20 protein-coding genes and 1 pseudogene are annotated in these 22,584 nt (G+C 73.1%); 13 read left to right on the top strand and 8 right to left on the bottom strand.

The genetic code is table 11. The features are described 5' to 3' along the window. Positions 1–77: 77 nt before the first annotated feature. From AB0E96_RS20425 to AB0E96_RS20390, 8 genes are all read left to right on the top strand, one after another. On the top strand, positions 78–791 hold the full coding sequence (locus AB0E96_RS20425) for an IclR family transcriptional regulator C-terminal domain-containing protein (protein WP_359825531.1): 714 nt from the start codon (positions 78–80) through the stop codon (positions 789–791). A 315-nt stretch (positions 792–1,106) separates the two neighbouring features. Continuing rightward, positions 1,107–2,021, top strand: coding sequence for a metal-dependent hydrolase (locus AB0E96_RS20420; RefSeq protein WP_359825527.1), 915 nt, complete (start codon positions 1,107–1,109; stop codon positions 2,019–2,021). Between the two features lie 40 nt (positions 2,022–2,061). Beyond that, positions 2,062–3,150 (top strand): PDR/VanB family oxidoreductase, encoded by a 1,089-nt coding sequence (locus AB0E96_RS20415; protein ID WP_359825525.1) that lies wholly within the window; start codon positions 2,062–2,064, stop codon positions 3,148–3,150. A 16-nt stretch (positions 3,151–3,166) separates the two neighbouring features. Continuing rightward, a complete protein-coding gene (locus tag AB0E96_RS20410) occupies positions 3,167–4,126 on the top strand; it encodes a M24 family metallopeptidase (RefSeq protein WP_359825522.1) in 960 nt (319 codons plus the stop codon). After that, positions 4,123–5,892: an SDR family oxidoreductase gene (locus AB0E96_RS20405; RefSeq protein WP_359825520.1), complete on the top strand. Its 1,770-nt coding sequence runs from the start codon at positions 4,123–4,125 to the stop codon at positions 5,890–5,892. Before AB0E96_RS20410 ends, AB0E96_RS20405 begins: the two co-directional genes overlap by 4 nt. 95 nt (positions 5,893–5,987) lie before the next feature. Further along, on the top strand, positions 5,988–6,185 hold the full coding sequence (locus tag AB0E96_RS20400) for a type II toxin-antitoxin system VapB family antitoxin (RefSeq protein ID WP_359825517.1): 198 nt from the start codon (positions 5,988–5,990) through the stop codon (positions 6,183–6,185). Next, positions 6,178–6,594, top strand: a complete 417-nt coding sequence (locus tag AB0E96_RS20395) for a PIN domain nuclease (RefSeq protein ID WP_359825514.1) — start codon at positions 6,178–6,180, stop codon at positions 6,592–6,594. Before AB0E96_RS20400 ends, AB0E96_RS20395 begins: the two co-directional genes overlap by 8 nt. A gap of 46 nt (positions 6,595–6,640) precedes the next feature. Beyond that, complete coding sequence (locus tag AB0E96_RS20390; RefSeq protein WP_359825512.1) at positions 6,641–7,261, top strand: LysE family translocator; 621 nt, start codon at positions 6,641–6,643, stop codon at positions 7,259–7,261. A gap of 18 nt (positions 7,262–7,279) precedes the next feature. On the opposite strand, the gene AB0E96_RS20385 is transcribed toward AB0E96_RS20390, so the two are convergent. The 6 genes from AB0E96_RS20385 to AB0E96_RS20360 form a co-directional block, all read right to left on the bottom strand. Further along, a complete protein-coding gene (locus AB0E96_RS20385) occupies positions 7,280–7,573 on the bottom strand; it encodes a hypothetical protein (protein ID WP_359825510.1) in 294 nt (97 codons plus the stop codon). A gap of 99 nt (positions 7,574–7,672) precedes the next feature. Next, a complete protein-coding gene (locus AB0E96_RS20380) occupies positions 7,673–8,896 on the bottom strand; it encodes an XdhC/CoxI family protein (RefSeq protein WP_359825508.1) in 1,224 nt (407 codons plus the stop codon). 130 nt (positions 8,897–9,026) lie between these two features. Beyond that, complete coding sequence (locus AB0E96_RS20375; RefSeq protein WP_359825505.1) at positions 9,027–10,496, bottom strand: NCS2 family permease; 1,470 nt, start codon at positions 10,494–10,496, stop codon at positions 9,027–9,029. Positions 10,497–10,822: 326 nt separating this feature from the next. Further along, positions 10,823–13,249 carry a xanthine dehydrogenase subunit D gene (gene pucD / locus AB0E96_RS20370; protein WP_359825502.1) on the bottom strand — a complete coding sequence of 809 codons (2,427 nt, stop codon included), beginning with the start codon at positions 13,247–13,249 and terminating at the stop codon, positions 10,823–10,825. Continuing rightward, complete coding sequence (locus tag AB0E96_RS20365) at positions 13,246–13,749, bottom strand: (2Fe-2S)-binding protein (protein WP_359825499.1); 504 nt, start codon at positions 13,747–13,749, stop codon at positions 13,246–13,248. The genes pucD and AB0E96_RS20365 overlap by 4 nt, the downstream gene beginning before the upstream one ends. After that, complete coding sequence (locus tag AB0E96_RS20360) at positions 13,746–14,633, bottom strand: FAD binding domain-containing protein (protein ID WP_359825496.1); 888 nt, start codon at positions 14,631–14,633, stop codon at positions 13,746–13,748. The genes AB0E96_RS20365 and AB0E96_RS20360 overlap by 4 nt, the downstream gene beginning before the upstream one ends. A gap of 299 nt (positions 14,634–14,932) precedes the next feature. On the opposite strand from AB0E96_RS20360, the gene AB0E96_RS20355 reads away from it, so the two are divergent. Continuing rightward, positions 14,933–16,540 carry a helix-turn-helix domain-containing protein gene (locus tag AB0E96_RS20355; RefSeq protein ID WP_359825493.1) on the top strand — a complete coding sequence of 536 codons (1,608 nt, stop codon included), beginning with the start codon at positions 14,933–14,935 and terminating at the stop codon, positions 16,538–16,540. An 84-nt stretch (positions 16,541–16,624) separates the two neighbouring features. Here the strand turns inward: AB0E96_RS20355 and AB0E96_RS20350 are convergent, their stop codons facing one another. Continuing rightward, a complete protein-coding gene (locus AB0E96_RS20350; protein ID WP_359825491.1) occupies positions 16,625–17,704 on the bottom strand; it encodes an alpha/beta hydrolase-fold protein in 1,080 nt (359 codons plus the stop codon). Positions 17,705–18,066: 362 nt separating this feature from the next. Between AB0E96_RS20350 and AB0E96_RS20345 the strand changes: the two genes are divergently transcribed. Genes AB0E96_RS20345 through AB0E96_RS20330 form a run of 4 tightly spaced genes read left to right on the top strand, consistent with a single transcriptional unit; the run spans position 18,067 to position 22,188 of the window. After that, a complete protein-coding gene (locus tag AB0E96_RS20345) occupies positions 18,067–19,086 on the top strand; it encodes a substrate-binding domain-containing protein (RefSeq protein ID WP_359825488.1) in 1,020 nt (339 codons plus the stop codon). After that, positions 19,083–20,129 carry an ABC transporter permease gene (locus AB0E96_RS20340; RefSeq protein WP_359825485.1) on the top strand — a complete coding sequence of 349 codons (1,047 nt, stop codon included), beginning with the start codon at positions 19,083–19,085 and terminating at the stop codon, positions 20,127–20,129. The genes AB0E96_RS20345 and AB0E96_RS20340 overlap by 4 nt, the downstream gene beginning before the upstream one ends. Continuing rightward, the gene (locus tag AB0E96_RS20335) at positions 20,126–21,085 is read left to right on the top strand and encodes an ATP-binding cassette domain-containing protein (RefSeq protein WP_359825482.1); all 960 of its coding nucleotides are present in this window, start codon (positions 20,126–20,128) and stop codon (positions 21,083–21,085) included. Before AB0E96_RS20340 ends, AB0E96_RS20335 begins: the two co-directional genes overlap by 4 nt. 41 nt (positions 21,086–21,126) lie before the next feature. Further along, on the top strand, positions 21,127–22,188 hold the full coding sequence (locus tag AB0E96_RS20330) for an ROK family glucokinase (protein ID WP_359825529.1): 1,062 nt from the start codon (positions 21,127–21,129) through the stop codon (positions 22,186–22,188). A 141-nt stretch (positions 22,189–22,329) separates the two neighbouring features. Here the strand turns inward: AB0E96_RS20330 and AB0E96_RS20325 are convergent. Beyond that, positions 22,330–22,584 (bottom strand): annotated as a pseudogene (locus AB0E96_RS20325) (hypothetical protein); the annotation flags it as partial.

Genomic DNA, 22,584 nt, shown 5'->3' with positions numbered 1-22,584 from the left:
CAGGCGTAGAGAACCTCGATCATCTCAAACCGGCACGGACACCTGTCGTCGTATCAGCCGCTACACCGCACTACTACCTGCGGATTCGGGTCAGACTGCTGGAGGCGGTCGACCGCCACCCCGACGGAGCCACCCTGGTGGCCCTCGCCCGGGAGACCTCGCTCGGTCTGCCGACCGTGCGGCGGCTCGCCGAGATCCTTGAGGTCGAGGGCTACCTCCAGTGCCAGGACGGCGGTTGGCTGCTCGGCGGCACCTTCGCCCTGCTCGGCCAGCACAACCGGGAGCAGCTGGTGAAGGCCCGGCTCAACCGCAAACTCGCCGAACTGCGGGACGAGTTGGGCGCTGCGGTGTACTTCAGCCGGTACCACGAAGGCGAGTTGTCGGTGGAGGTGGTCTCGGCCGCCGACTACGCGCCGGCGGTGCAGGAGTGGGTGGACTTCCGGGCCACCGCGCACGCCAGCGCGATCGGCAAGTGCCTGCTCAGCCAGCTGGACGCGGACGGCCGGCGCGACCACCTCTCCCGGCATCCGGTCGCCCGGCTCACCTCCCGCACCGTCACCGACGCCGACCAGCTGATGCACCGGCTGGAGCGGCAGCCGGCCACGGTGCCGGTGCTGGACATCCAGGAGTACGCGCTGGGCACGGTGTGCGCGGCGGTGCCGATCACGGCGGGCAGCACGGTCGGCTGCCTGGCCACCTCGATGCCGGCGGACAACGTCCACAAGCTGAAGGCCGCCGCCGAGCTGCTGGCGGCCCGGGCGGCGCCGCTGATGCTGGCGATGGCGGTCTGACGGCGGATCGGCGGCGCGCGCCGCGACGGGCCGGGCTGGACCGGTTCGGACCGGGGCCCACCGGCTCCGGCCGGGGCCGACCGGTTCGGACCGGAGTCCGCGCCGCGAACGGGAGTTCGGGGAAGCCCTGCCGGGAAACCGGTGGGGCTTCCTGCGTTTCCCGTCTCTCCCGTCTTTCCCGTGGCGCCCGCCGGTGCGGGCGTCACTTATTAGACTCGATGTCGATAAGAGTCGCCGAAACCCTTGTCCCCACGGCTACCCGCGAGTACGTTTCCCTGGAGCCGAGCCGCCGCCCCCAGGTCAGGAGGGCCTGCCATGCCCCGTCCCACCCCCGTCCCCGCCCTCGCCGCACCCGCCGCGCGCGTGCACGACAGCCTCGTCCTGGAGCCCCGGGACGTCCGCTTCGACTGGGCCCAGCTGCCGCTGCACTGGATCCCGGACGAGCCGATGGCCACCCACGTCATCAACGTGCTGCACCTGCTGCTGCCCGAAGGGGAGCGCTGGTTCGTCAAGGTCTTCAAGGAGGCGCTGCCGCTCATCCGGGACGAGCAACTGCGCGAGGAGGTCCTCGGGTTCATCGGGCAGGAGGCCATCCACGCCGAGGCCCACCAGGAGGTCCTGGACCACCTGCTCGCCCAGGGGCTCGACCCCCGGCCGTACGTCCGGCAGATCTCCTGGCTGTTCCAGCGGGTCCTCGGCGACAAGCCGGGACTGACGCCGGCCCGGCAGCGGGAGAACGTCATCGAGCGGGTCGCCTTCATCGCGGCGATCGAGCACTTCACCGCCTTCCTCGGCGACTGGGCGCTCAACTCCCCGGGCCTGGACCGGGCCAAGGCCGACCCGACGATGCTGGACCTGCTGCGCTGGCACGGCGCGGAGGAGGTCGAGCACCGCAGCGTCGCCTACGACCTGATGGTCCACCTGGACCCGGGCTACCTGCGCCGGGTGCGCGGCATGGCGGTGTCCGGGCCGCTGCTGGTCCACCTCTGGGTGCGCGGCGCCCGCTTCCTGCTCGCCGCCGACCCCAGCCTGGACGGGCGGCTCAAGCCCACCTGGCGGGAGGCGGGCCGGATCGCCAGGCGCGGACTGCTGCCGGACCCGCTCCGGTCGATCCGCTCCGGGCTGCGCTACCTGCGGCCGGGCTACCACCCGACCCAGGAGGGTTCCTCCAGCCAGGCGCTGGGCTACCTCGCCACCTCCCCGGCCGCCCGCGCGGCCGCCGGGCGCTGAGCCCGGTCCTCCTCCCCTCCCACCCCAAGGACCCCGCCGGATGGACCTGCTCACCCCGCCCCCCGACCTCTACGGCCGGCCCCGCGCCGACGGCTTCATGCGCTGGCTCACCGCCTTCGGCGACCGATACAGCCCGGCCCTCGGCGGACCGCTGCTGCGCCGCAGCCCCCGCCGGCCGTACAGCCGCCCCACCCCGCCGCTCCGGCTGGTCGTCACCGAACGCCGCCGACTGGCCGCCGACGTCGTCGAGTTGAGGCTCGCCGACCCCTCCGGGGGCCGGTTGCCCGGCTGGCAGCCCGGCGCCCACCTGCGCCTCACCCTGCCCTCCGGCCGCGAGCGCCACTACTCCCTGTGCGGCGACCCGGCCGACCGCACCGCCTACCGCATCGCCGTCCGGCGGCTGCCCGAGGGCGGCGGCGGGTCCGTCGAGGTCCACGACGCCCTGCACCCCGGCACCCGGCTCACCGCCCGCCGCCCGCGCAACGGCTTCGCCTTCTGCGCCGAGCCCGCCGTCCTCCTGCTGGCCGGCGGCATCGGCATCACCCCGCTGCTCCCGATGGCCCGCGAGGCGCAGCGGCACGGCCTGGACTGGCGCCTGGTGCACGTCGGCCGCAGCGCCGACACCCTGCCCTGCACGGACGAACTGCGCGCCCTCGACCCGCACCGGGTGGTCCTGCGCACCGACGACGAGCACGGCGGCGTGCCCACCGGCGCCGAACTGCTCGCCCACGCCCCGCGCGGCGCCGCCGTCTACTGCTGCGGCCCGGCCCCGATGCTCGCCGCCGTGCAGCGCGCCCTGGACGCGTCCCCCGCCGCCTCCCTGCACTTCGAGCGCTTCGGCGCCGCCCCGGTCACCGACGGCGAGCCGTTCGCCGTCCGCCTCGGCACCGACGGCCCGACCCTCGACGTCCCCGCCGACCGCTCCGCCCTGGACGTGCTGCGCGAGGCCCGCCCCGATCTCCCGTACTCCTGCCACCAGGGCTTCTGCGGCACCTGCGAGGTCCGCGTGCTGGCCGGCGCGCCCGACCACCGGGACCGCCGCCTCACCCCCGAGCAGCGTGCCGCCGGCGCCCTGCTGCCCTGCGTCTCCCGGGCCGGCGAGGGCGAGACCCTCGTGCTCGATCTCTAGAAGGAGAGCCTCCGCCATGGCGAAAGCGACCCCCGCCTTCCGCTACACCGAGCGCGACCTCGCCCGCTTCCGCGAGACCCAGCAGCTCGCGTACCACTGCGCCGAACAGGTCGCCGCCTGGATCGAACCCGGTGTCACCGAGCGGCAGACGACCGCCGAGCTGCGCCGCCGCCTGGTCGCCGCCGGGGTGCAGGACTTCTTCCACGTCCCCTTCGCCTGGTTCGGCGACCGCACCGCCTTCCGGCACTTCCGCACGCCCCTGCAGTTCTTCGCCGGCAACCGCCGGCTGGAGGAGGGCATGCCGTACGTGCTGGACTGCGCGCCCGTGGTGGACGGCTACACCGCCGACATCGGTTACGGCGGCAAGGTCGGCGAGAACCCGGTCTGGGACCGCCTGGCCGCCGACCTCAAGGTCTACCGCGAGCTGATCGTGGCCGAGGTGCGGGCCCGCAAGCCGCTCGCCGAGGTGTACGCCGCGGTGGACGCCCAGATCGCCGCGCACGGGTACGACAACCGCCACCGGGTCTACCCGGGCCGGGTGATCGGCCACCAGGTGACCCGCAACACCGCGCGCGGTCCGGCCGGGGTGAACGTCTTCGGCTTCGGCGTGCGCACCCTGCAGACCCTCGGCCGGGAGCTCGTCTCCGAGCGGCTGCACGGCCGTTCCCCGCTCTGGGCGGACGGCCGCTCGTCCCGGCACGCGCCCACCCCGGGCCTGTGGGCGGTCGAGCCGCACATCGGCTTCCGGGGCGTGGGCATCAAGTTCGAGGAACTGCTGGTGGTCACCGAGGACGACGCCTACTGGCTCGACGACGATCTGCCGCACGTCCGCCGCTGGACGGCCGGCACCGAGCAGACTGTCACCGGACAGCGCGTCACCGGGCAGGGCGTCACCGAGCCGACCGCCCCCGGCCCCGACGCCGCCGAGCCGACCACCGCCACCGCGCCGAGCACCCCCCTGGAGGCCACCCGATGACGTTCCCGACGAAGCGCCCGTCGGCCTCCCCACCCGCACCCCCGGTCCGCCGCCGGACCGTCCGCTCCGGCGGCCTCCCGCTCGCCGTCTTCGAACAGGGCGACCCGGACGCCCCCACCGTCCTCCTCGTGCACGGCTACCCCGACACCCACACCGTCTGGGACGACATCGCCGCCGACCTCGCCCGCGACCACCACGTGGTCCGCTACGACGTGCGTGGCGCCGGCGAGTCGGCCGCCCCCGTCAACCGGTCCGGCTACCGCCTGGAGCACCTCGCCGAGGACCTGTTCGCCGTCGCCGACGCCGTCAGCCCGGACGGCCCGGTGCACCTGGTCGCCCACGACTGGGGCTCGATCCAGTCCTGGGAAGCCGTCACCGAGCCCGGCGCCGAGCGCCGGATCGCCTCGTACACCACGCTGTCCGGCCCCAGCCTGGACCACATGGGCCACTGGCTGCGCCACCGGCTGCGCCGCCCCACCCCGCGCCACCTCGGGCAGCTGCTGCACCAGGGCCTGCACTCCTGGTACATCACCGCCTTCCACCTGCCCTTCCTCGCCCCGGGCGTGTGGCGCCTCGGACTGGCCCGGGCCTGGCCGCGGGTGCTGCGCGACCTGGAGCACGTCACCCCGCGCGCCGACCACCCGCAGCCCAGCCTGCGCCGCGACGCCGTCCGTGGCATCGAGCTGTACCGGGCCAACTTCCGCCCCGCGCTGGGCAGTCCGCGCGAGCGGCCGACCGAGGTGCCGGTCCAGCTGGTCACCCTCACCCGGGACCGGTACGTCGGCACCTACCTCTCCGAGGGGCTGGAGCGCTGGGCGCCGAAGCTGACCCGCAGGACGCTGCACGCCGGCCACTGGTCGGCGCTGCTGGAGAAGGGATCCACCGTGGCCGGAATGGTCCGCGAGTTCGCCGCGCGCACCGGCGCGGGACAGACCGGGGGCCCCGGGGGCGACGGGGGCGACGGCCGGCTGGTCGTGGTCACCGGCGGCGGCAGCGGCATCGGCCGGGCCACCGCGCTCGCCTTCGCCGAGGACGGCGCCCGGGTGGTGGTCTGCGACCTCGACCTCGCGGCCGCCGAGCGCACCGCCGAACTCGCCTCGCTGATCGGCCCGAAGGCGCACGCCTACCGGGTGGACGTCTCCGACGGCGCCGCGGTGGACGACTTCGCCCGGACCGTCGCCGCCGAGCACGGGGTGCCCGACGTCATGGTCAACAACGCCGGCATCGGCCACTCCGGGACGTTCCTGCAGACCACCGAGAAGGAGTGGCAGCGGGTCCTGGACGTCAACCTCTGGGGCGTGATCCACGGCTGCCGCGCCTTCGGCGGCCTGATGGCCGACCGCGGCCAGGGCGGCCACATCGTCAACGTCTCCTCCGCCGCCGCCTACCTGCCGTCCAAGGCGCTCACCGCCTACGCCACCAGCAAGGCCGCCGTGTTCATGCTCTCCGACTGCCTGCGCGCCGAGTTCGTCGGCCACGGCATCGGCGTCTCCACCATCTGCCCCGGCATCGTCAACACCAACATCACCCGCACCTCCACCTTCTCCGCCACCACCTCCGGCGAGCAGGCCGCCAAGCAGGCCCGCGCCGCCAAGCTCTACGCCCGCCGCGGCTTCCCCCCGGAGAAGGTCGCCGCCGCCATCGTCACCGCCGTCCGCACCGGCCGGCCCGTCGTGCCCGTCACCCCCGAGGCCAAGGTCGCCCGCTTCCTCTCCCGCCTCAGCCCCGGCCTGCTGCGCCTCGCCGCCCGGCTCGACGTCACCTGATCGGCTGAACAACGACTGACCAGGGCATACGGGCCTGTGACATCAAGTACCGTCGGTGCTGATATTGCAGGCCCGCTCCGCTTGGGAGGCTGACCATGGCTCGTACCGTGATAGACGTCAACGACGAACTGTTGGCCGAGGCCGCCGAGATCTTCGGTACGACGACCAAGGTCGCGACCGTGAATGCCGCCCTTGAGGATGCTGTGAAGCGTCGCAAGGGCCAGGAGTTCCTTGCCTGGCTGGCCGCAGGTGGATTGCCTGACCTCACCGGGCCGGTGGAAGAGGGTGAGTGAGCGCTTCCTGATCGACAAATCGGCGTTCGCCCGCTATCGCAAGCCGGCGGTCCGGGTCGTGGTTGAGAGGTTGTTCAACGAGGGGCGGCTCGCGCTCTGCGGTGCCGTCGAACTGGAGATCATGCACAGTGCCCGTTCCAAGGCCGACGCGCTCCAGATCCGGGAAGGCCTGCAAGGTTTCGGCTGGTTGCCCACGCCCGACGAGGTGTGGGACCGGGCCATCGAGGTGCAGGCCCTTCTGATCGGTTCCGGCACCTGGCGGGCGCTGTCGGTGCCGGACCTCGTCATCGCTGCCACCGCTGAGCGCCATGGCGCCACCGTGCTGCACTACGACGGCGACTACGACATGGTCGCTGCCGTCACCGGCCAGCCGACGGAGTGGGTCGTTCCTCCGGGGTCGGCGGACTGACGGGCGGCCGACGGGGCCGCCCGGGGCTGTGAGAGCATCGAGGCCCATGGAGATGACAACCGCCCTGTGGTCCTTCGCCCTCGTCGTGGGGCTGCTCACGCTCACGCCCGGACTCGACACGGCGCTGGTCCTGCGGACCTCGGCCCTGGGGCGGCGCCGGCAGGCGTGGGGGGTCGTGCTGGGGATCCAGACCGGGACGCTGCTCTGGGGGACGCTGACCTCGGCCGGGGTGACGGCGCTGCTCACCGCCTCGCAGGTGGCCTACGAGACCCTGCGCTGGGCGGGTGCGGCGTACCTGGTGTGGATGGGCATCGGGATGCTGCGCAACCGGGGCGGCGAGGCGGCGGTCGAGGAGGAGCCGGAGGACGGCGGGTTCGCGCACGGCTGGCGGCGGGGCACGCTGACCAATCTGCTGAACCCCAAGGTCGGGGTCTTCTACGTGGCCGTGCTGCCGCAGTTCATCCCGGCCGGGGTCCCGCACTTCGCCGCCGGCGTGGCGCTGACCTGCGTGCACGTGGTCGAAGGCCTGCTCTGGTCGACCGTCCTGGTGGGCTTCGCCCGGGTGCTGCGCGGCTGGCTGCGCAAGCCGGCCGCCCGGCGGCTGATGGACCGGGTGACCGGCGCGGTGGTGATGGGCTTCGGTGTGAAGCTGGCGCTGGGCGACTGACCGTCCGTCCCGGGCCGATCAGCCGTGGAGGCGCTTGAGTCCCTCCGCGAGCTCGTCGGCGGTCATGCAGATGTTCAGGTCGACGGTGGCTTCGAGCTGCAGCCAGAACGGCTCGGCGAGGGACGGCAGCGAGGCCTCGTCCGCGACGTCGACGACGAAGACCATGGCGCGGCGGCCGTGGCGGCTGAGGAAGTAGGCCGCCTCCGGTTTGATCCGGTCGAGGATCTGCTGGATCCCTTCGCCGATCGTTCCCTCGGTGATGAGCTTGTTCGAGGCCGCGGTGTCGAGTTCGACCTCCAGCAGGGCACGCATGATCCCTGCTCCTTCCCCGGGCTCGGGAGAGCCCGCAACTCCAGCCTCCCGCCGAGCCGGTGGCCACGCAACGTGAGCGGATCCGGAGTGCGTTCCGGTTCAGGCCGCGTGGGTACGGGGATTCGGGCCGCTCGCCGTGCCCTCGGCGTCACCCTCCGTCGCCGCGCGAGGCAGGTCGTGGTGGATCGGCCCGTCCGAGGCGCTCAGCGGCAGGCAACTGCCGCCGCGCCGGTGGGCGACGATCTCGGCGGCGACCGAGACCGCCGTCTCCTCCGGGGTGCGGGCGCCGAGGTCCAGGCCGATCGGGGAGCGCAGCCGGGCCAGTTCGGCCTCGCCGAGTCCCGCCTCGCGCAGCCGGGCCACGCGGTCCCGGTGGGTGCGGCGCGAGCCCATCGAGCCGACGTAGCCGACCGGCAGACGCAGGGCGCGCTCCAGCAGCGGGATGTCGAACTTGGCGTCGTGGGTGAGCACGCAGAGCACGGTGCGCCCGTCGATCCGGCCGAGTTGGGAGTCCAGGTAGCGGTGCGGCCAGTCGACCACCACCTCGTCGGCCTCCGGGAAGCGACGGGCGGTGGCGAAGACGGGCCGGGCGTCGCAGACGGTCACGTGGTAGCCCAGGAACCTGCCGATCCGCACCACCGCGGCCGCGAAGTCGATCGCCCCGAACACCAGCATCCGCGGCGCGGGCACGTACGACTCGACGAAGCAGGTGACGCTGCCCTGCCGGCGGTCGTCGCAGGGGCGGCCGTCCAGGCCGAGCACGAGCCGGCCGGTGCGTCCGGCCTCCAGCATCGCCCGGGCCCGCACGACGACCGCCCGCTCCAGTCCGCCGACCGTGGAGGGGACGGGGGAGAGGGCGCCGGTGACGCCGTCGGCGGTGACCGCCAGCGTGGCCCCGACCAGCCCGCCCGGCCCGCCCGGCCCGCCCGGCCCGGCGATCACCCGCACCAGCGCCACCGGCGTGCCGGCCGCGATGTGCGTGATCCCGGCGTCCAGCCCGGCGTCGGCCCCCGGCACCACCGGCTGGACGAACACGTCCAGGACGCCGCCGCAGGTCAGACCCACCGCGAAGGCGTCCTCGTCGCTGTACCCGAAGCGTTCCAGCACCGGCTCGCCGCTCGTGATGGCGGCCCGGCACAGCTCGTACACCGCGCCCTCGACGCAGCCGCCGGAGACGCTGCCGACCGCCTCACCGTCCGCGTCCACGGCCAGGGCCGCCCCGGGGTCGCGCGGAGCGCTGCCGGAGACACCGACCACGGTGGCCACGGCGAAGCGGCGCCCGGACGCGTGCCAGGCCCGCAGCTGCTCGGCGATGTCCTGCATGGGGAGGGCTCCTTACACGGTTTCGACAGTAGCGGGAGACGCCGCCGTACGGGAAACGATCCCGTACGGCGGCGGTGGCGCCCAAGCGGCGGCGGGGAACGGGGGGCGGGGTGCGGCAGGGGACGGACGTCTAGTGCACGCCCAGCCAGGACTTGACCGGGGTGATCGCGAAGTACACCACGAACACGGCGGTGAGGATCCACATCAGCGCCCCGGGCTCGCGCCACCGCCCGACCCCGGCCTTGATGGCGGTGTACGAGACGACGCCGGCCGCGACGCCCGCGGTGATGCTGTACGTGAACGGCATCAGCACGCAGGTGAGGAAGGCCGGGACGGCCACCTCGCGGTCGGCCCAGTCGATGTGCCGGGCCTGGCTCATCATCATCGAGCCGATCACGACCAGGGCGGCCGAGGCCACCTCGACCGGGACGATCCCGGCGATCGGCGAGAAGAACAGCATCAGCGCGAACAGGGCGCCGGTGACGGTGGAGGCGAGCCCGGTGCGGGCGCCGTCGCCGACGCCGGTGGCGGACTCGACGAAGACGGTCTGCCCGGAGGCGCCCGCCAGCCCGCCGACCGCGCCGCCCGCGCCGTCGATGAACAGTGCCCTGGACAGCCCGGGCATCCGGCCCCGCCGGTCGGCCAGTCCGGCCTCGGTGCCGACGCCGATGATGGTGGCCATCGCGTCGAAGAAGCCGGCCAGCACCAGGGTGAACACCGCGACCGAGGCGCTGATCGCGCCCATGCCGTGCGCGCCGAAGGCGCCGAACAGGTCGACGTGGCCGAACAGGCCGAAGTCCGGTGCGGAGACCGGACTGCCGGGCCAGACCGGTACCGAGCTCCTCCAGGCCTCGGCGGGGATGTGCGCGGCGCTGTTGACGACCATCGCGAGCACGGTGCCGCCCGCGATGCCGATCAGGATGGCGCCGCGGGTGCCGCGCGCCATCAGCACGAAGATCGCCAGCAGGGTGACGCAGAAGACCAGGACCGGCCAGCCGGCCAGCTCGCCGGCCGGGCCGAGCGAGAGCGGGGTGGGGCCGCCGGTGTGCATGAACCCGGCCTTGTAGAGGCCGATCACCGTGACGAACAGGCCGATGCCGATGGTGATGGCGTGCTTGAGCGGCAGCGGGATCCCGTTCATGACCCGCTCGCGCAGTCCGGAGACGACCAGCAGCACGATCAGCAGGCCGTAGATCACGCACAGGCCCATGGCCTGGGCCCAGGTGGTGTGCGGGACGACCAGGGCCGAGACCGCGCCGGAGACGGAGAGCCCGGCGGCGAGCGCGAGCGGCACGTTGCCGACCAGGCCCATCAGGACGGTGGTGACGGCGGCGGCCAGCGCGGTGGCGGTGGTCAGCGCGGCGCGGTCCAGGGTGGCGCCGGTGACGTCGGCGCCGCTCAGGATGATCGGGTTGAGCAGGATGATGTACGCCATCGCCATGAAGGTGGTGAGCCCACCGCGCAGTTCGGCGGCGAGGGTCGATCCCCGGGCCGAGATCCTGAAGTAGGCGTCCAGGGCGCCGGTGGGGCGGTTCCCGGCGGTTGTGTCGTCCGCCGGTCTGTCTTCGGTGGTGCCGGGCTCCGTGGGGATCCTGGGCATGTCCACTCCCAAGTGTCAAAGGGGGTTGGGGTGGGCGAGCCGACCTGACTGCCGGTCAACGAAGCGGCGTAGGGGGACGTATCGACTCACTGGGGCGCCGGCGGCACCCGCGGCGGGAGACGGTGGGCGCGGAGTGCGGCCGGTGGGGACGAACGCACCGCTGCGCGCCCCGGCGTGGGCGGGGCAGCGGGTGGATCAAGGGTGGGGTGGCAGGGGCAGGGGCAGGGGCAGGGGTAGGGGTAGGGGGCAAAGGGCAGGGTGCGGGGAGCCCCGGGGCGGCGCGGAGGACGGACGGCCGCCGCCCCGGGGGTGCCGAACTCCGGTTCTCAGACGGGACGTTCGGTGGTCAGGTGCTCCGGCCGGACCGGGATCCGGTTGAGCGCCAGCCCGGTGGCGGCGCGGATGGCGGCCACGATGGACGGTGTCGCCGAGACGGTCGGCGCCTCGCCGACCCCGCGCAGCCCGTACGGGGCGTTGGGGTCGGGCAGTTCGAGCATGTCCACCGGGATCGGCGGGGTGTCCAGGATGGTGGGGATCAGGTAGTCGGTGAAGGAGGCGTTGCGGACCTTGCCGTCCCGCACGATGATCTCCTCCATCACCGCGAGGCCCAGCGCCTGGGTGCAGCCGCCCTGGATCTGGCCGACCACGGACAGCGGGTTGAGCGCCTTGCCGACGTCCTGGACGGCGGTGAGCTCGACCACCTTGACCAGGCCCAGCTCCACGTCCACGTCCACCACCGCGCGGTTGGCGCAGAAGGTGTACTGGACGTGGCCGAAGCCCTGGCCGGTCCGCGGGTCGAAGGCCTGGGTGGGCCGGTGGTGGTGCTCGCGGGTCTGCTCGATGGCCTCGTCGCCGAGCAGGTCGACGATGGAGACCAGCACGCCGGCCGCGGCCGACACCACCTTGCCGCCGGCGAGCAGCAGGTCGTCGTGGGTCCAGCCGTAGCGCCGCCGCCCCTTGTCGAACAGTTCCCGGCGCACCGCCTCGGCGGCCAGCTTCACCGCGCCGCCGGTCATGTACGTCTGGCGCGAGGCGGAGGTCGAACCGGCCGACCCCACCTCGGTGTTGGCCGGGTGGATGGTGACCTGCTCGACGCCCAGCTCGGTGCGGGCGATCTGGGCGTGCACGGTGACGCCGCCCTGGCCGACCTCGGCCGCCGCGGTGTGCACCATGGCGACCGGCTCGCCGCCGATCACCTCCAGCCGCACCCGCGCCGTGGAGTAGTCGTCGAAGCCCTCGGAGAAGCCGACGTTCTTGATGCCGACCGAGTAGCCGACACCGCGGACGATCCCCTCGCCGTGCGAGGTGTTGGAGAGCGCGCCGGGCAGCCGGCGGATGTCCGGGTGTTCGGTGTCCAGTGGCGGCGGCAGCGGCATCTCCTTGGCCCGGCGCAGCAGTTCGGCCACCGGCGCGGGGGAGTCGATCTGCTGGCCGGTGGGCATGAAGTCGCCCTCGGACATTGCGTTGAGCTGCCTCAACTCGACCGGGTCCATGCCCAGTTCGGCGGCCAGCTTGTCCATCTGCGACTCGTAGCCGAACGCCGCCTGCACCGCGCCGAAGCCGCGCATCGCCCCGCAGGACGGGTTGTTGCTGTACAGCGCGACGGCGTGCATCCGCACGTTCGGGATCACGTACGGGCCGTGCCCGAGCGAGGCCGCGTTGCCGACCACGGCGGGGGAGGCGGAGGCGTACGCGCCGCCGTCCAGCACGATCCGGGCGTCGGCGTAGACCAGCTTGCCGTCCCGGGTGGCGCCGTGCTCGTAGTGCATCCGGGCCGGGTGGCGGTGCACGTGGCCGAAGAAGGACTCGTCCCGGGAGTAGACGATCTTGACCGGCTTGCCGGTGTGCTGGGCCAGCAGGCAGGCGTGGATCTGCATCGACAGGTCCTCGCGGCCGCCGAACGCGCCGCCGACGCCGGCCAGGGTGAGCCGGACCTTCTCCTCCGGCAGGTCGAGCACCGGCGCCATCTGCCGGCGGTCCACGTGCAGCCACTGGGTGGCGATGTAGAGGTCGACGCCGCCGTCCTCGGCGGGCACCGCGAGTCCGGACTCCGGGCCGAGGAAGGCCTGGTCCTGCATGCCGACCTCGTAGTCGCCGCTGACGACCACGTCCGCCAGCGCCCGCACCTCGTCGGTCACGCCGCGGCCGGAGACCAGCCGCTGCTCGTGGCAGATGTTGCCGTACGCGTGGGACTTGTACTCGTGGGGCTCGTGCACGTACCCGTACGTCTCCGGGTCGAGGCACTGCTCCTCGGTGACGATCGGGGTGAGCACCTCGTACTCGACGGCGATCTTCTTCACCGCGCGGCGGGCCGTCTCCGGGTGGTCGGCGGCGACCAGCGCGATCGCCTCGCCGTGGTAGCGGATCCGGTCGATGGCCAGGACCGGCTGGTCCTGGATCTCCAGGCCGTAGTACTTCGAGCCGGGGATGTCCTCGTGGGTCAGCACCGCGTACACCCCGGGCACCCTGAGCGCCTCGGAGAGGTCCACCGAGAGGATGTTCGCCCGGGGGTGGGGGGAGCGCAGCGCCGTGCCCCAGAGCATGTCCTCGTGCCACAGGTCGGAGGAGTAGGCGAACTCGCCCCGGACCTTCAGGTTGCCGTCCGGGCGCAGCGGCGAGCCGCCGACGCCGTCCTTGGCCGCCTGGTTGATGTTCTGCAGGTTCTTCTGGCCCCGGATGGTCCGTTGGGCCGTCCGCCGAGCCGTCGGTCCGTCCGTGGTGCCGCTCGTGGTGCCGGTCGTCGTGCCGCTCATGCGCCGGCCCCCGCTTCCGTGGCCCCCGCCTCCGCGCAGGTGCGGGCCGAGGCCAGCCGCACCGCGTCCATGATCTTCTCGTAGCCGGTGCAGCGGCACAGGTTGCCGGACAGCGCCTCGCGGATGTCGTCGTCGCTCGGCTGCGGGTCGTCCGCCAGCAGCGCGTCCGTCTGCACCAGCAGCCCGGGGGTGCAGAAGCCGCACTGCACGGCCCCGGCGTCGACGAACGCCTGCTGGACCAGGCCCAGTTCGCCGTCCTCCGCGCCCAGGCCCTCGACCGTGCGCACCTCGCGGTCCTGCACCTGGCCGGCCGCGACCAGGCAGGAGCAGACCGGCACGCCGTCCAGGTAGACGGTGCAGGAGCCGCACTCGCCCTGCTCGCAGGCGTTCTTCGAGCCCGGCAGGCCGACCCGCTCGCGCAGCACGTACAGCAGGCTCTCGCCCTCCCACACGTCGTCGGCCTCGACCGGCCTGCCGTTGGCGGTGAAAGTGACCCTCATGCCGCGCTCCCGATCTGCTTGCCGTAGTCGTTCCAGGTCCAGGTGAGGGTGCGGCGGGCCATCACGGCGAGCGCGTGCCGGCGGTAGTCGGCGGTGCCCCGGACATCGTCGATCGGCGAGGCCGCGGCCTTCACCAGCTCGCCGAAGCGCCGCACCACCTCGCTGCCCAGCGGTCCCCCGGACTCCCACAGCCCGCGCCCGGCGAGCACCCCCGCGAGGTACTCCTCGGCCTCGACGGCGCGGCGCGGGGTGGGGGCGGCCGAGCCGATCCCGGTGCCGACGGTCCCGCTCCGCGGGTGCAGGGCGAAGCCGAACGCGCAGACCGCGATCACCATCGCGTTGCGGGTGCCGATCTTCGAGAACTGCTGCGGCCCGTCCGCCACCGGGATCCGCACGGCCCGGATCAGTTCGTCGGCGGCCAGGCAGTTGCGCTTCACCCCGGTGTAGAAGTCGTCGATCGGGATCAGCCGGGTGCCGCGCACCGAGGCCGCCTCGACGAACACGTCCCGCCCGGCCGCCAGCAGCGCCGGGTGCGAGTCGCCGGCCGGGGAGGCCGCGCCGAGGTTGCCGCCGACGCTGCCGCGGTTGCGGATCTGCGGCGAGCCGACGGTGCGGGCAGCCAGCGCCAGCCCGGGCAGCGGACCGGCCAGCTCGGCGATGATCCGGGTGTACGGGACGGCGGCGCCGAGCCGTACGACGCCGTCGTCGTTCGACCATTCGGCGAGTTCGGTGATGCGGTTCAGGTCGAGAATCGCGGATGGCCGGTGCACGTCGAAGTTCAGCTCGACCATGACGTCCGTGCCGCCCGAAATCGGCAGCGCGGTCGAGTACTCGGCCTTCGCCGCGAGTGCCTCGTCCCAGGTGGCGGGCCGAAGGAACTCCATGCGGGTGTCTCCTCAAGTCGTCGCCCGCCGGGAGCCCGGCGGCGTGTCGCCCAGTGAACCGCTGTGACGCGGCCCACTGGCAGTCACCGATGGCATGAAGCCCCGGCTGTGAGCCCGCCCGGCATCCTGTACGTTCCTCTAAGGAGGAGAATCTCGCAGCCCGGGTGTTCGCCGGGTGCTACCTACGACCGTAGTCCGGCGGTGGTGCGCGGGCTACGGACCCGGGCGGACGCCCGTACGGCCAGGCCCTATCGTTACCCCTTCATCCCTCCCCCCAAGCCCCGTTAAGGAGTCCGCGGATGCGCGTCCGTGACCTGCTCGCCCCCGGTGCCCCGCGACTGCGCCTGCTCGCGGCCGAGGAAGAGCTGGACCGGCAGGTCAGCGGTGTGATGACGACGGACCTCCAGGACCCGGGCCGCTACCTGCACGGCGGCGAACTGGTGCTCACCGGCATGCTCTGGCGCACCGTCCCGGCCGACTCCGAGCGCTTCGTGCGCACCCTCGCGGCCGGCGGCGCGGTGGCCCTGGCGGCCGGTGAGGCCGAGGTCGGCCCGGTGCCCGAGGACCTGGTCGAGGCGTGCCGCCGGCACCGGATGCCGCTGCTCGCCGTCCCCGACGACATCGCCTTCGGCACCGTCACCGAGTTCATCGGCCGCCAGGTCTCCGCCGATCGCGCCGCCGACCTCGCCGCCCTGGTCGACCGGCACCGCCTGCTCGTCTCGGCGGCCGGCGGCGGCGGGCTGGACGCGGTGCTGGACCTGCTCGGCGGCGACCTGGACCTGGACTGCTGGGTGCTCACCCCGACCGGCGCGGTGATCGCCGGCCCCGCCGACCGGCTCTCCGCCCAGGACCGCGACCAGCTGGTCCGCGCCCACCTCGCCGCCCAGCGCCAGCGCCGCCGCCCCCCGCACCGGGCCCGGCTGGCCGGCGGCTCCTACTCCCTGCTGCCCGCCCCGGCGTCCGGCGAGCAGGACGCCCCGCAGCCCGACTGCCCGCTGGCCGACTGGGTGCTCGCGGTGGCCGGCGACGTCACCGAGTGGACCACCAAGCGCCAGCAGCTCGCCGAGAACCTGGCCCGGCTGGTCGCCGCCGAGCGCCACCGCCGCGACGAGGGCCGTCGGCTGCGCCGCCGGCTCGCCGACGAGGTGCTCGCCCTGCTGCGCCGCGACGCCGATCCGGCCGAGATCAGCCGCAGCCTCTACGCCTCCTCCGCGATGGCCGCCCGCTACGAGAGCCCGGAGCCCAAGTCCCAAGCGGAGGAAGGCTCCTGGCTGGTGCTCAGCGCCGAGGGCACCGGCCTGCCGGAGGGCGTCGTGCGGGCGGCGCTGGAGGAGGCGCTCGGCGGGGTCACCGACCGCGCCCTGGTCGCCGGGACGGGCACCGGCGCCGTGGTGGTGCTGCCCGCGCTGGAGGGCCCGGTGCCCGCCGACACCCTGCGCGAGCTGCTCGCCCCGCTGGAGGCCGGGCTCGGCTCGGAGGGCCGGATCACCCTCGGCGTCTCCGCCCCCGCCTCGGAGGCCGGCGGTCTGCGCGGCGCCCTGGAGGAGTCCCGGCACGCCCGCCGGATCGCGGCCTCCCGGATCGGCCGGGTCTGCGTCGCGGGCCCCGAGGAGCTCGCCTCGCACGTCCTGCTGCTGGCCGCCGTCCCGGACGAGGTGCGTCGCGCCTTCCGCGGCCGGCTGCTGGACAAGGTGATCGCGTACGACATCGAGCACCAGGCGGACCTGGTCCGCACCCTGGAGGCCTTCCTGCGTTCGGACGGCTCCTGGACCCGCTGCGCCGCCCGGCTGCACGTCCACGTGAACACCCTGCGGTACCGGATCGGCCGGATCGAGGAGCTGACCGGGCGTGACCTCTCCCGGCTGGAGGACCGGGTGGACTTCTACCTGGCGCTGGAGCTGGCCTGACGCCGCGCCCGGACGTACGGGAAGGGCCCGCCGCGACCACCGGTCGCGACGGGCCCTTCCGCTGTCGGTCCTACCCGGGGCGGGTCACTGCACCGGGATGATCGAGGTCAGCCACTGGAAGGCGGACGGGACCATCTTCTTCCACTGCTCGGTCGTGTGCGGGCCGGTGCCCTCCTCGACCTGGACGGTGGTCGGGGCCTTGGCCGCGGCGCGGATCGCCTCGCCGTCCTCGTAGCCGTCCCCCTTGGAGCCGCTGACCAGCAGGGAGACCTTCGGCGGCTGCGGGGAGGTCTTCAGGATGTTGACCGGGTTGTTGGCCTCGCGCAGCTTGGCGTCCTTGCCGACCAGGGAGTCCGGCTCCTGGGCCGGGTCGTTGTAGCCGGACATCGCGATGGCGGCCCGGTACCGGTTGGGGTGGGCCAGCGACAGCTTGGCCGCGCAGTGCGCGCCGGCCGAGTAGCCGGCGATCGCCCAGCGGTCCGAGGACGGGTCGGCGCGGAAGTTGTCCAGCACCATCTGCGGGACGTCACGGGTGACCCAGGCGTCGGCGTTGATCTTGCCGGGGATGTCGGTGCAGCCCGCGTCCTGGTTGTTCAGCAGCTTGGTGCGGGGCGAGACCAGGATGAACGGGGCGACCTTGCCCTGCTGCATCAGCGGCTTCAGCTGCTCGGAGACCTTGAGGGTGCCGTACCAGGTGGAGGAGGAGCCGGGGTAGCCCGGGATCAGCTCGACCACGGGGAACTTCTTGTCCTTGAACGCCGGGTCGTCGTACTGCGGCGGCAGCCAGACCAGCACCTCGCCGTCGACCCCGGACACCTGTCCCTTGAGCTCGGTCCGCTGGACGTCCTTCGGCACCGCCGGGTCGTCGACGGCGCTGAAGCTCTGCTTGACCTTCGGCGGCTCCTTGGCGGCGTCACCGGAGTGGCCCGGGGCGGTGGCGGCCGGGTCGACCGGTGCCACCACCGGCACCGCGCGGACGTGGTTGCCGGTGCCGAGCAGGTCGTCCCAGTTGCCGTAGATCAGGTTGGCGTTGTTGACCATCACGAAGACCATCAGCACGGCCGTGACCTGGCAGAACATGATCATGACGATTCGGGTGAGGTAGCGTACCGGCTGCGGGCCGCCGACCCTTCCCCAGAACAGCAGCGCCACTGTGATGGACACCGGCACCAGGATGACGGTGAGGAGGAAGAATGGCGTACCTGTCAGATCCATCGAGTTCTCGTATCCGGGTCGCACGCCGCCCGGGGCCCACTCGCCCGAACGCACGTCAATGGCATCAGACGGTGATGGGCCGATGATCGGTTGCCGTCCGAATCTGTGCGGAACCTGAGAGGAACATCACTTTCTTGTGATGAACCTCCTTCGGATCGGCGCCTAGTCTGCCACCCGGACAGACGTCGTCCGGACCAGATGTTCAGCGAACTACCAGGAAAGGTCCCCCGGGGCACCATACCTCCCAGGCCGTTCGGGCTGCCGGGCGAGGCGGTGCGATCCCGCGCGGCCCGGGCAGGGAGACTATGGGGATGAGCATCACCCGCTTTCGCCCGTCCCGCCGCTTCTGGCCCGTCTGTGCCGTCCTGGCACTCGCGGTCACCGCGGCCGGTTGCAGCAGTACCGGAGGCAGACGCGCCGAGGAGGCCCGCGCCAAGGCCGCGGCCACCGGCGGCAGCGCCGTCACCACCCCGCGCTGGAAGGTCGCCATGGTGACCCACGCCGGAGCCGGCGACGCCTTCTGGGACACTGTGCGCAAGGGCGCCGAGCAGGCCGCCGCCAAGGACAACATCACCTTCCTGTACTCCAACGACGCGCAGACCCAGAACCAGGTCCAGCTCGTCCAGGCCGCCATCGACCAGAAGGTCGACGGCCTGCTGGTCACCCTCGCCAAGGGCGACGCGATGGCCGACGTCCTCGGCAAGGCCAAGGCCGCCGGCATCCCCGTGATCACCATCAACTCCGGCCAGGAGTACTCGCAGAAGTTCGGCGCGCTCACCCACATCGGCCAGGACGAGGCCACCGCCGGCCAGGCGGCCGGCACCGAGCTGGCCTCGCGCGGCCGCAAGAACGTGCTCTGCGTGATCCACGAGCAGGGCAACGTCGGCCAGGAGCAGCGCTGCTCCGGCGCCCAGTCCAAGGCCGGCGGCGCCTTCCAGGTGCTCTACGTCAACGGCGTCGACATGCCCGACGCCCGCGCCGCGATCTCCGCCAAGCTCCAGGCCGACCCGGCCATCGACACCGTGCTCACCCTCTCCGGCCCGATGGCCGCCACCGGCCTCCAGGCCGTCCAGGACGCCCACCGCGCCGTCGAGCTGGACACCTTCGACCTGGGCACCCAGGTGGTCTCCGGGCTCAAGTCCGGCAGCGTCGGCTTCGCCGTCGACCAGCAGCCCTACCTCCAGGGCTACACCGGCGTCGACCTGATGTGGCTGTACAAGTACAACCTGAACATGCTCGGGGGCGGCAAGCCCGTCGAGACCGGCCCGCAGATCCTGACCAAGGACAACGCCGACGCGCTCGCCGAGTACGTCGCGAGGGGGACCAGGTGAGCACCCCCGACCTCCTCGCCCGGGACGGCCTGGTCGACGGGCGCCCGGCGGCCCTGCGCCGGCTCCTGGCCCGACCCGAGCTGGGCTCGCTGATCGCCGCCGTCGCCGTCTTCCTGGTCTTCGCCGTCGTCGCCGAACCCTTCCTGCGGGTCTCCTCGCTGGGCACCGTGCTGTACGCGGCCTCCACCATCGGGATCATGGCCGTGCCGGTCTCGCTGCTGATGATCGGCGGCGAGTTCGACCTCTCGGCCGGCGTGCTGGTCACCACCGCCGCGCTGACCTCCTCGATGGTCTCGTACCAGCTCACCGCGGTGACCTGGGTCGGCGTGCTGGTCTCGCTGGCGACCACGCTGGCCATCGGCTGGTTCAACGGGTGGATGCTCGGCCGCACCCGGCTGCCCAGCTTCATCGTCACGCTCGGCACCTTCCTGATGCTGACCGGCGCCAACCTGGGCGTCACCAAGGCGATCTCCGGGACGGTCTCCACCAAGTCGATCGCCGACATGCAGGGCTTCGCCTCCTGCCGCTGGCTGTTCGCCTCCGAGGTGACCATCGGCGGGCTCGCGATCAAGGCCACCGTCTGGTGGTGGCTGGGCCTGCTGGTCGTCGGCAGCTGGGTGCTGCTGCGCACCCGCTTCGGCAACTGGGTCTTCGCGGTCGGCGGCGACGCGGACGCGGCCCGCGCGGTCGGCGTGCCGGTCGCCCGCACCAAGACCCTGCTCTACCTGGGGGTCGGCTTCGGCGCCTGGGTGCTCGGCCAGCACCTGCTGTTCTCCTTCGACACCGTGCAGTCCGGCGAGGGCGTCGGCAACGAGCTGATCTACATCGTCGCGGCCGTCATCGGCGGCTGCCTGATCACCGGCGGCTACGGCTCGGTGGCCGGCTCCGCGCTCGGCGCGCTGATCTTCGGCATGGCCAGCAAGGGGATCATCTACGCCCAGTGGAACCCGGACTGGTTCAAGTTCTTCCTCGGCGCGATGCTGCTGCTGGCCGCGCTGCTGAACGCCTACGTCAAGCGACGGGCCGAGCGGGGGCCGCGATGAAGGTCGAGGATTCGACGGTTCCCACGGCGTCCACGGGGGACGAACTGCTCTCCCTGCACGGCGTGGGCAAGAGCTACGGCACCGTCCGGGCGCTCCAGGACGTCTCGCTGACCCTGCGGGCCGGCGAGATCAGCTGCGTGCTCGGCGACAACGGGGCCGGCAAGTCCACCCTGATCAAGATCATCGCGGGGCTGCACCGGCACGACGAGGGCATCCTGACCGTCGGCGGAGAGGACGTCCGCTTCGACTCCCCGCGCGAGGCCCTGGACCGCGGCATCGCCACCGTCTACCAGGACCTCGCGGTCGTCCCGCTGATGCCGGTCTGGCGCAACTTCTTCCTCGGCTCCGAGCAGGGCATGCGCCGCTGGGGCGGCCTGCGCCTGGACGCCGACGGGATGCGCGCCACCACCCGCGACGCGCTCGCCCGGATGGGCATCGACCTGCAGGACGTCGACCGGCCGATCGGCACCCTCTCCGGCGGGCAGCGCCAGTGCGTGGCGATCGCCCGCGCCGTGCACTTCGGCGCCAAGGTGCTGATCCTGGACGAGCCCACCGCCGCGCTCGGCGTCAAGCAGTCCGGGGTGGTGCTCAAGTACGTCACCGCCGCCCGCGACGCCGGGCTCGGAGTCGTGCTGATCACCCACAACCCGCATCACGCGTACCTGGTCGGCGACCACTTCACCCTGCTCAAGCGGGGCCGGATGGCGGGCAGCCACCCGCGTGCCGAGATCAGCCTCGAACAGCTCACCACCGAGATGGCCGGCGGCTCCGACCTCGCCGAGCTCTCGCACGAGCTGGCCCGGCCGTCGGCCTCCGGGGCGTCCGCGTCCGGAGCATCCGCGTCCGGTTCCGGGGCGTCCGCGTCCGGCTCTTCCGATTCCGACCCCGGCGATTCCGACCCCCGCGATTCCGAGCCCCGGGATCCCGACTCCCGTGAGGAGCGTCCGAAGCCGTGACCAGCTCCCAAAGCAGCACCCGGCCACCCGTCCTGCCCACCCTGCTCGGCCTCGGCCCGCGCGCCGAGCGCCGCCGGCGCGCCCTGCCCGCCGGGATACTGCGACTGCCCACCATCGGCGTCGACATCGGCGGCACCAAGGTGGTCGCCGGGGTGGTGGACGGCGAGGGCAAGGTGCTGGAGAAGCTGCGCACGGACACGCCGCACAAGAGCAAGAGCCCCAAGGTCGTCGAGGACGTCATCGTCGAGCTGGTGCTCCAGCTCGCCGACCGGCACGACGTCCACGCCGTCGGCGTCGGCGCGGCCGGCTGGGTCGACGCCGACCGCTCCAAGGTGCTGTTCGCCCCGCACCTCAACTGGCGCAACGAGCCGCTCCGGGACGCGCTCAGCGAGCGGCTGCGGTTCCCGGTGATCGTGGAGAACGACGCCAACGCGGCCGCCTGGGCCGAGTGGCGCTTCGGCGCCGGGCGCGGCGAGGACCACATGGTGATGCTGACGCTGGGCACCGGCATCGGCGGCGCGGTGGTCCGGGACGGCTACGTGGACCGCGGCAAGTACGGCCTGGCGGGCGAGTTCGGGCACATGCAGGTGCTGCCCGGCGGCCACCGCTGCCCGTGCGGCAACCGCGGCTGCTGGGAGCAGTACTCCTCCGGCAACGCGCTGGTGCGCGACGCGCGGGAGCTGGTGGCCGAGGAGTCGCCGGTGGTGCAGCCGCTGCTGGCCCGGGCGGGCGGTACGGTCGAGGGCATCACCGGACCGCTGGTCACCGAGGCCGCCCAGGACGGCGACCCGACCGCGACCGAGCTGCTCTACGAGGTCGGCACCTGGCTCGGCGTCGGCATCGCCAACCTGGCCGCCGCGCTGGACCCGGGCCGCTTCGTGATCGGCGGCGGGGTCTCCGAGGCGGGCGACCTGCTGCTCGGCCCGGCCCGGGACACCTTCCGCCGCACCCTCACCGGGCGCGGCTTCCGTCCGGAGGCCACCATCGTGCACGCCGCCCTCGGCAACGAGGCCGGCCTGGTCGGCGCGGCCGACCTGGCCCGGCAGGTGGCGCGGCGCTTCCGGACGATCAAGCGGCGGCGGGTGGAGCGCAGCGCGCTGTAGTCAGGGGGGCAGCCGACAGCCGACAGCCGACAGGTTTCAGATTTCAGCGAACAGATGACGTTATCTGTTCGCTGAAATCTGTCAGCTGTCGGCTGTCAGTTGTTCGCGGCACCTGTGCACGGCGCCCTTACCCGCCCGGTCTCAGCCCGCCGACTTCCAGCGGTTGCGGCCGTCGCTGCCGGGGCCGCAGACCATCGGGGTGCCCTTGCTGGTCACACCGGTCGCGCCGGCCGGCGAGCAGAAGGATCCGGAGTGGACCGTCCCGGCGGAGCCGCCGTCGGAGCCGGAGCCGGACCCGCCGGTGGCCGAGCCGCCGGAGCCGCTGCCGCCGGTGGTCGAGCCGCCGGAGCCGCTGCCGCCGGTGGTCGAGCCGCCCGACGCCGAGCCCCCTGAGCC

The organism is Kitasatospora sp. NPDC036755 (assembly GCF_040636595.1).
GTDB lineage: Bacteria > Actinomycetota > Actinomycetes > Streptomycetales > Streptomycetaceae > Kitasatospora.
This window is presented reverse-complemented; position numbering and strand designations above follow the sequence as displayed.